The sequence below is a fragment of the Cupriavidus sp. FW305-F7 genome, assembly GCF_058782875.1.
Window position 1 is genome coordinate 65,144 of sequence record NZ_JBYSYC010000043.1, and the last position, 7,608, is coordinate 72,751.

Below are 7,608 nucleotides of genomic sequence, written 5' to 3' on the forward strand. Positions count from 1 at the left end.
CAACAGCCAATGGCAAGTATCGAGGAGACCGGCCGGCGCCCGCCGCCGCCCGCCGGCGCCGCATCGCTGGCGGCCAAACTGCGTCCGCCGCTGCTGACCCCGTTCCAGGTCGAGCGCGCGGCGATCTGCGAGGCCGTGTGCGCGGCGGGCTTTGTCAAGCTTGTGCTGGTGCGCGCACCAGCGGGCTTCGGCAAGACCACGGCCATGCTCCAGTGCCGCGCGCGGCTGGAGGCCGCGGGCGGGCGCACCGCCTGGCTGACGCTGGACCGTTCGGACAATGATGCCTCGCGCTTCCTGGGTTCGGTCGAGGCTGCCATCGCGCAGGGCCTTGGCGGCGGCGGGCCCGGCCGGTCCGCGCACGGGGCGCTGGCCCAGGATCCCGGCGAGCAGGCGCTCGCGCTGATCGACCGCCTGGCCAGCCACAATGGCGCCTTCACGCTGTTCCTCGATGATTTCGAAGCGATCCAGAATGCCGCCGTGACCGGACTGGTCTGGCAACTGGTGGAAAGCCTGCCGCCCGGCTGCCGCGTGGTGATCGGCACGCGCTGGGTGCCGGAATCCGGCCTGGGCCGCTTGCGCGCACGCGGCGAGCTGCTTGAGATCGAGCCCGCGCAACTGCGCTTTTCCGCTGGCGAAACCGCGTCCTTCCTGCGCCATGCGCGCGGATTGAAGCTGGAGCAGGCGGCCATCAGCGTGCTGCACCGGCGTACCGAGGGCTGGGCCACGGCATTGTGGCTGGCGTCGGTGGCGCTGGAGCGGCGCAGCCAGCCAGAGGGCTTTATCGCCGGCTTCTCCGGCTCCAACGCGGCGATCGCCGACTACCTGGTCGAAGACGTATTCCTGCACCTGCCCGAGCCGGTGCGTGACTTCCTGCTGCGCACGTCGATCCTGGACCAGTTGTGCGGGCCGCTGTGCGACGCCGTGTGCGAGCCCGCGACCGCTGGCAGCAGCGACGAGATCCTGGCGTGGCTGGAGCGCGCCAACCTGTTCCTGCTGCCGCTGGAGAGCGAGCGCTATGGCGAACGTGGCTCCGGTTCGGCATCGGAACAGTGGTACCGCTATCACAGCCTCTTTTCCGGCTTCCTGCGCGGCCAGCTGGCGCAGGCCATGCCTGACGCCGTGCCGCAGCTGCACCTGTCGGCATCGCGCTGGTATGAGTCGCAGGGGCGCCCGGTGCCCGCCATCGAGCATGCCTTCGCGGCCGGTGCGCTGGCGCGCGCGCTGCCGTTGCTGGACGGCGCCGCGGACGACCTGCTGGCGCAGGGCCGCATGCGCCTGCTGACGCGCTGGCTGGAGGCGGTGCCGGCGGAAGAACTGGCGCGCTGGCCCAAGCTGCAGATCGCACGCGTCTGGGCGGTGTCGTTCACGCGCGGCCCGGCCGAAGCCATTGCCCTGCTGCAGCAGATCCCCACCGAGGGCGCGGCCGGCGACCTGCTGGCGCATATCCGCGCGCTGCGCCACATGCTGCTGAACATGATGGACCGCTTCGACGATGCGCGCGCCTTCGCCCGCAATGAGCTGCCGCCGTTGCCGATGGGCTATGCCTTCCCCGATGCGATCCTGGGCACGTCGATGGCGCGCCTGGCTGCAGTCGCCGGCGACTACCCGGAGGCGCGCCGGCTGCTGCAGGTGGCGCGGCACGCGGTGCGCGGCTCGGACAGCAATTTCAACAAGATCTTCTCGGAGTCGGTCGAAGGGCTGATCGACCTGCGCCAGGGGCGGCTGCAGCAGGCGCTGGCACGGTTTCGCATCGCCGCCAGCACGATGCTGCCGAACCGCTTCGGGCCCACCAACGGCAACGCCATGGCCGGCATCCTGCTGGCGGAAGGCCTGTACGAAAGCGGTGATTCCGAGCGCGCCAGCCGCCTGCTCAACGTCTACCTGCCGCTGTCGCGCGACCTCGGGCTGCCTGACCAGATCATCACCGGGCACACGGTGCTGGCCCGCATTGCCTTCGAGCGCGGCGAAGCCGACCAGGCGCATGAATGGCTGGCGCAACTGGAGGCGCTGGGGCACCACCGCGGGCTGACGCGGCTGGTGATGGCGGCAATGCTGGAGCGCGCACGGCTGGCACTGCGCCAGGGCAATGTCCACGCGGCGCAGGAGGCGATCGAACGTGCCGCCGATCCGGCGCTGTGGCGCACGCGGCCCGGGGTCAGCTCCTTTGCCAGTGATGTCGAGGACATCACCCTTGGCCGGCTGCGGCTGGACCTGTATGCGCGCCCGGGCACGCCGGTGCGCGAGGCCATCGAGCGCGAGCTGGCGGCTGCCGCGGGCAACCAGCTGATGCGCCGCGCGCTCAAGCTGCGCATCCTGCTGGCGCAGGCGTGCCAGCGCACTGGTGACGGCGCGCACGCGCTGGTGGTGATGGGCGAGGCGCTGCGTTTCGGCGCTGCCGAAGGCTTTGTCCGCATCTTTGCCGACGAGGGCGACGATGTGCGCAGGCTGGTGGCCGATGCCTGCTCGCGCCAGTCGGCCAGCCTGCCTGCTCCCTACGTGGAAAAGCTGCTGCAGGCTTGCGGCCAGGCCGGGGGCGAGCAGGCCGCCGGTGCGGGCCGGCCGGCACCGGCCGCACTGGTTGAGCCGCTGACGCCCAAGGAGCAGAAGGTGCTGCAGCTGCTGGCCGAGGGCTATTCCAATGTGGCCATGGCCGAGCGGCTGTTCGTGTCCGAAACCACGGTGCGCACGCACCTGCGCAATATCAGCGCCAAGCTGCACGCCAGCAACCGCACCCAGGCAGTGGCCATCGCGCGCCAGCTCGGGCTGCTCTGAGGCCGCGCCGCAGCCGAAGGCTGCGCGCGCGGTTGCGGCTCAGATGCCCATGAACTCCGTGAATTCGTCCAGCGGCGCGCGCACGGCGCGCAGCTGGTTGGCGGGCGCCTCGGGGTCTTCGTAGCCGATCGCCATGCCGGTGAACAGCATCCGTTCGGCCGGCAGCGACAGGAACTTGCCGATGGTCTGCGGGTACATCGCCCAGCATTCCTGCGCGCAGCTGTCCAGCCCTTCTTCACGCAGCAGCAGCATCACCGTCTGCAGGTACATGCCCAGGTCCGACCATTGCGGCGGACCCATGCGGCGGTCCACGGTGCAGAACAGCGCCAGCGGCGCGCCGAAGAAGGTGAAGTTGTTGGCAAACTGCGCCAGCCGCCGCGCCTTGTCCTCGCGCGGGATGCCGAGGTAGTGGTAGAGCGCCTCGCCCACCTGGAAGCGGCGGTCGCGATAGGGCGAGACCAGCTCGCGCGGGTAGATGTCGTATTCGCGCTCGTCACCCGCGGGCGCCTGGGCGATGCGCTCGCGCATGATGGCGCGCAGCCCCTCCAGGGCCTCGCCGCCGACGACATGGATATGCCAGGGCTGCAGGTTGCCCCCGGAGGGGGCGCGCGCGGCGGCGTCGAGCACGCGGCGGATGGTGTCGGGCGCAACGGCCCGGGGCAGGAAGCCGCGGACGGACTTGCGGCTGGCGACGGCTTGGCTGACGTTCATGCGAATTCCGGAAAGGTTGATCGACGGGCGCGCTTCAGATGAAGGGCGGCTCGCTGGTCCAGTCGAAGAAGTCCGGCATGTCGTGCGACACGGTTTCCGGGAAGGCGGCGGGACGCTTCTCCAGGAAGGCGCTGACGCCTTCCTTCACGTCGGCGGAGCGCCCGCGCGATTGGATCGCGCGGCTGTCGAGCTTGTGCGCTTCCATCGGGTGGCTGGCGCCGGCCATGCGCCAGATCAGCTGGCGCGAGATCGCCACCGAGACTGGCGCGGCATTGGCGGCGATCTCGCGGGCAATGGCCTGGGCGGCAGGCAGCAGGTCCTCGGGCGCGTGCAGTGAGCGCACCAGGCCACGTTCATGCGCTTCCTGGGCGGAGAACACGCGGCCGGTATAGCACCATTCCAGCGCGGTCGAGATGCCGACCACGCGCGACAGGAACCACGACGACGCCGCTTCCGGCGTGATACCCCGGCGCGCAAAGACAAAGCCGAACTTGGCGTCGGTCGATGCCAGCCGGATATCCATCGGCAGCTGCATGGTCACGCCCACGCCTACCGCGGCGCCGTTGACCGCGGCGATCACCGGCTTGAGGCTGCGGAAGATGCGCAGCGACACGCGCCCGCCGCCGTCGCGGTGCGCGGTATCGGGGCTGGCGCCATAGCGCTTCTCGAAGTCGAAGGTGGCGCTGCCGCCGGACAGGTCGGCGCCGGCGCAGAAGGCGCGGCCCGAGCCGGTGACGATGACGGCGCGCACGTTGTCGTCGGCATCGGTGGCGTCGAACGCGGCGATCAGCTCATGCATCATCTGCGCGGTGAACGCATTGAGCTGGTCCGGGCGGTGCAGGGTGATGGTGGCGACACCGTCTTCAACGGCGTAGCGCAGGGTTTCGAACGAAGGCGTGGCTTGCGTCATGAGGGCTCCTGCCGGGAAAAGGGGGAGGGGTGCCGGGGTGGGGAAGACGGCACGGGAGATCGCCCAACACTAGTGCAGAATGCGCCGCCCGCAATCGTCGCTTCCGACGAGGCCGGAAATCGGTGCTCGGTCGTAGACTGACGGGGATCAAGCGGCAGGACCGGCACACCCACGACCATACCGTAACACCGTGCGCGCCCTGCCGGCGCAGACAGCAAAGGGACATCCATGAAGACACGAATCACCGAACTGCTTGGCATCCGCTACCCGATCATCCAGGGTGGCATGCAATGGGTTGGCTACGCCGAGATGGCCTCCGCCGTTTCCAACGCCGGCGGGCTGGGCATCCTCACGGCGCTGACGCAACCCACGCCCGAGGACCTGGCCAACGAGATCCGCCGCTGCCGCGAGATGACCGACAAGCCGTTCGGCGTGAACCTGACCCTGCTGCCGTCGATCAATCCGCCGCCGTACGCGCGCTACCTCGACGTCATCATCGAGAGCGGCGTCAAGGTGCTGGAAACCGCCGGCAACAATCCCAAGGAACATATCGCGCGCGCCAAGGCCGCCGGCATCAAGGTGATCCACAAGTGCGTGGCGGTGCGCCATGCGCTGTCGGCCGAGCGCCTGGGCGTGGACGCGGTGTCGATCGACGGCTTCGAGTGCGCCGGCCACCCCGGCGAGGACGACGTGCCCGGCATGGTGCTGATCCCGCAGGCGGTGCGCAAGCTGTCGATCCCGGTGATCGCCTCCGGCGGCATCGCCGACGGACGGGGCATGGCAGCGGCACTGGTGCTGGGCGCCGAGGGCGTCAACATGGGCACGCGCTTCTGCGCCACGCGCGAGGCGCCGATCCACGACAACGTCAAGAAGGCGCTGGTGCAGGCCAGCGAGCGCGATACCAACCTGATCTTCCGCACGCTGCACAACACCGCGCGCGTGCTCAAGAACGCCGTGTCGGACGAGGTGGTGAGCATTGAACGCCGCCCGGGTGGCGCGCAGTTCGAGGACGTCAAGCACCTGGTTGCCGGCGTGCGCGGCAAGGCGGCGCTCAAGGCGGGCGAGACCGACGGCGGCATCATCAGCGCCGGCCAGTGCGTGGGCCTGATCGACGACGTACCCAGCTGCGAAGAGCTGATCACGCGCATGGTGGCCGATTGCCGCGAGCACCTCAGCGTGGCCTCGCGCTTCTTTGCCTGACGCCATGGCCGAGGCCGAGATCGAGGCGGCGATGACCCAGGCCATCGCCGAGCCGGGCGAAGCTGCCGGCGGGGACGTGCCGGAGGGCTTCGCCCCGCTGCGCCGCCTGAGCGGCTACATGGCGGGCTTCGGCCAGCTCTACCTGCATGCCGGGCGCCGCACGCTGGCGGTGCGGATCGACGAGAGTCACCTGAACAACCTGGGCATCCCGCACGGCGGCATGCTGGCGACGCTGGCCGATACCGCCATCGGCATGATGATGTCGCTGGAAACCGGGCGCTCCAAAAGCGCGGTGACCGTCAACCTGAGCCTGGACTACCTGGATTCCGCGCGCCAGGGCGACTGGGTCGAGGCCCGCGTGGAGTTCGACAAGCTCGGCTCGCGCCTGCGCTACGGCACCTGCCGGCTGGTCAGCGGCGAGCGCTGCCTGCTGCGCGCGACCGCCATCTTTGCAGTGCTGGCGCCGCGCACCTGAGGCCTGCGGCAAACTTCGTCGCTTCCGACGACGCTTGCCGCCACCCGCGGCGCAACAATGCAAAGCGACACTGCCGGCGCCAGATGCCGGCACTCCGGACAACACCATGGCTGCCCCGGCAGCCTGCACCGAACCAAGGAGATCACATGGCAGAGGCATATATCGTTGCGGCGGTCCGTACTGCCGGCGGCCGCAAGGGCGGCAAGCTGTCGGGCTGGCATCCGGCCGACCTGGCCGCGCAGGTGCTGGACGCACTGGTGGAACGCACCGGCGCCGACCCGGCGCTGGTCGAAGACGTCATCATGGGCTGCGTGAGCCAGGTCGGCGAGCAGGCCGGCAACGTGGCGCGCAATGCCATCCTGGCCTCGCGCCTGCCTGAAAGCGTGCCCGGCACCTCGGTGGACCGCCAGTGCGGTTCGTCGCAGCAGGCACTGCACTTTGCCGCGCAGGCAGTGATGTCGGGCGCGATGGACATCGTCATCGCCGCCGGCGTGGAAAGCATGACGCGCGTGCCGATGGGCCTGTCGTCTCAGCTGCCGGCCAAGAACGGTTTCGGCGTGCCCAAGAGCCCCGGTGTCGAGGCGCGCTACCCCGGCGTGCAGTTCAGCCAGTTCACCGGCGCCGAAATGATCGCGCGCAAGTATGACCTGTCGCGCGAGCAGCTGGATGCCTACGCACTGCAGAGCCACCAGCGCGCCATCGCCGCCACCAAGGCGGGCCGCTTCACTGCCGAAATCCTGCCGGTGGAAGTGCGCACGGCTGACGGTGCCAACGGCGAAATGCACACCACTGACGAAGGCATCCGCTATGACGCCACGCTAGAAAGCATCGGCAGCGTCAAGCTGATCGCCGAAGGCGGCCGCGTGACGGCTGCCTCCGCCAGCCAGATCTGCGACGGCGCCGCCGGCCTGATGGTGGTCAACGAGGCCGGACTGAAGAAGCTCGGCGTCAAGCCGCTGGCGCGCGTGCACACCATGACGGTGATCGGCCATGATCCGGTCGTGATGCTGGAAGCGCCGCTGCCGGCCACGGAAGTCGCGCTGAAGAAGGCGGGCCTGCGCATCGGCGATATCGACCTGTTCGAAGTCAACGAAGCCTTCGCCCCGGTGCCGCTGGCCTGGCTGAAGGCCACCGGAGCCGATCCGGAGCGCCTGAACGTGCATGGCGGCGCGATCGCGCTGGGCCATCCGCTGGGCGGCTCGGGCGCCAAGCTGATGACCACGCTGGTGCATGCGCTGCATACGCACGGCAAGCGCTACGGCCTGCAGACGATGTGCGAAGGCGGCGGGCTCGCCAACGTGACCATCGTCGAGCGTCTGTAAAGCTGTAGCAGCCGGGGCGTGCCGCGCAGGGATGCCGCGCGAGGATTGCTGCAGCAAGAGGTAGTAAAGGGAGAAGGACCGGCGGCGCGGGCATGTCAGAGTGCCCGCGCCAGCAGCTGGAACAAAAAGGGCCGCGATATTGCTAATGCCGTTCAGTTAAGTCTGAACGGCATTTTTCTTTGCAGGGGTTGTAAACAAGGTGTCGAGCTGTTAACTTG

General features: G+C 69.3%; 6 protein-coding genes. 4 read left to right on the plus strand and 2 right to left on the minus strand.

The window, feature by feature from the left end; all coding sequences use genetic code 11:
- Window positions 1-9 precede the first annotated feature (9 nt).
- Complete coding sequence (locus AC3WL8_RS31035; protein ID WP_041228564.1) at window positions 10-2,772, plus strand: winged helix-turn-helix domain-containing protein; 2,763 nt, start codon at window positions 10-12, stop codon at window positions 2,770-2,772.
- A 39-nt stretch (window positions 2,773-2,811) separates the two neighbouring features.
- On the opposite strand, the gene AC3WL8_RS31040 is transcribed toward AC3WL8_RS31035, so the two are convergent.
- Window positions 2,812-3,483: a nitroreductase gene (locus tag AC3WL8_RS31040; protein ID WP_013952390.1), complete on the minus strand. Its 672-nt coding sequence runs from the start codon at window positions 3,481-3,483 to the stop codon at window positions 2,812-2,814.
- A gap of 34 nt (window positions 3,484-3,517) precedes the next feature.
- Window positions 3,518-4,393, minus strand: a complete 876-nt coding sequence (locus AC3WL8_RS31045; RefSeq protein WP_013952391.1) for a crotonase/enoyl-CoA hydratase family protein — start codon at window positions 4,391-4,393, stop codon at window positions 3,518-3,520.
- Window positions 4,394-4,621: 228 nt separating this feature from the next.
- Between AC3WL8_RS31045 and AC3WL8_RS31050 the strand changes: the two genes are divergently transcribed.
- From AC3WL8_RS31050 to AC3WL8_RS31060, 3 genes are all read left to right on the plus strand, one after another.
- The gene (locus AC3WL8_RS31050; RefSeq protein WP_013952392.1) at window positions 4,622-5,593 is read left to right on the plus strand and encodes an NAD(P)H-dependent flavin oxidoreductase; all 972 of its coding nucleotides are present in this window, start codon (window positions 4,622-4,624) and stop codon (window positions 5,591-5,593) included.
- Window positions 5,594-5,597: 4 nt separating this feature from the next.
- Entirely contained in the window at window positions 5,598-6,068 is a 471-nt protein-coding gene (locus AC3WL8_RS31055) for a PaaI family thioesterase (protein ID WP_013952393.1), read from the plus strand.
- Between the two features lie 146 nt (window positions 6,069-6,214).
- Window positions 6,215-7,390, plus strand: a complete 1,176-nt coding sequence (locus AC3WL8_RS31060; protein WP_013952394.1) for an acetyl-CoA C-acetyltransferase — start codon at window positions 6,215-6,217, stop codon at window positions 7,388-7,390.
- The last annotated feature ends 218 nt before the right edge of the window (window positions 7,391-7,608 follow it).

What these genes read in the sequence shown, in the direction of transcription:
- AC3WL8_RS31035 (WP_041228564.1), top strand. Translation starts at nt 10, where the DNA reads ATGGCAAGTATCGAGGAGACCGGCCGGCGCCCGCCGCCGCCCGCCGGC.
- AC3WL8_RS31040 (WP_013952390.1), bottom strand. Translation starts at nt 3,483, where the DNA reads ATGAACGTCAGCCAAGCCGTCGCCAGCCGCAAGTCCGTCCGCGGCTTC.
- AC3WL8_RS31045 (WP_013952391.1), bottom strand. Translation starts at nt 4,393, where the DNA reads ATGACGCAAGCCACGCCTTCGTTCGAAACCCTGCGCTACGCCGTTGAA.
- AC3WL8_RS31050 (WP_013952392.1), top strand. Translation starts at nt 4,622, where the DNA reads ATGAAGACACGAATCACCGAACTGCTTGGCATCCGCTACCCGATCATC.
- AC3WL8_RS31055 (WP_013952393.1), top strand. Translation starts at nt 5,598, where the DNA reads ATGGCCGAGGCCGAGATCGAGGCGGCGATGACCCAGGCCATCGCCGAG.
- AC3WL8_RS31060 (WP_013952394.1), top strand. Translation starts at nt 6,215, where the DNA reads ATGGCAGAGGCATATATCGTTGCGGCGGTCCGTACTGCCGGCGGCCGC.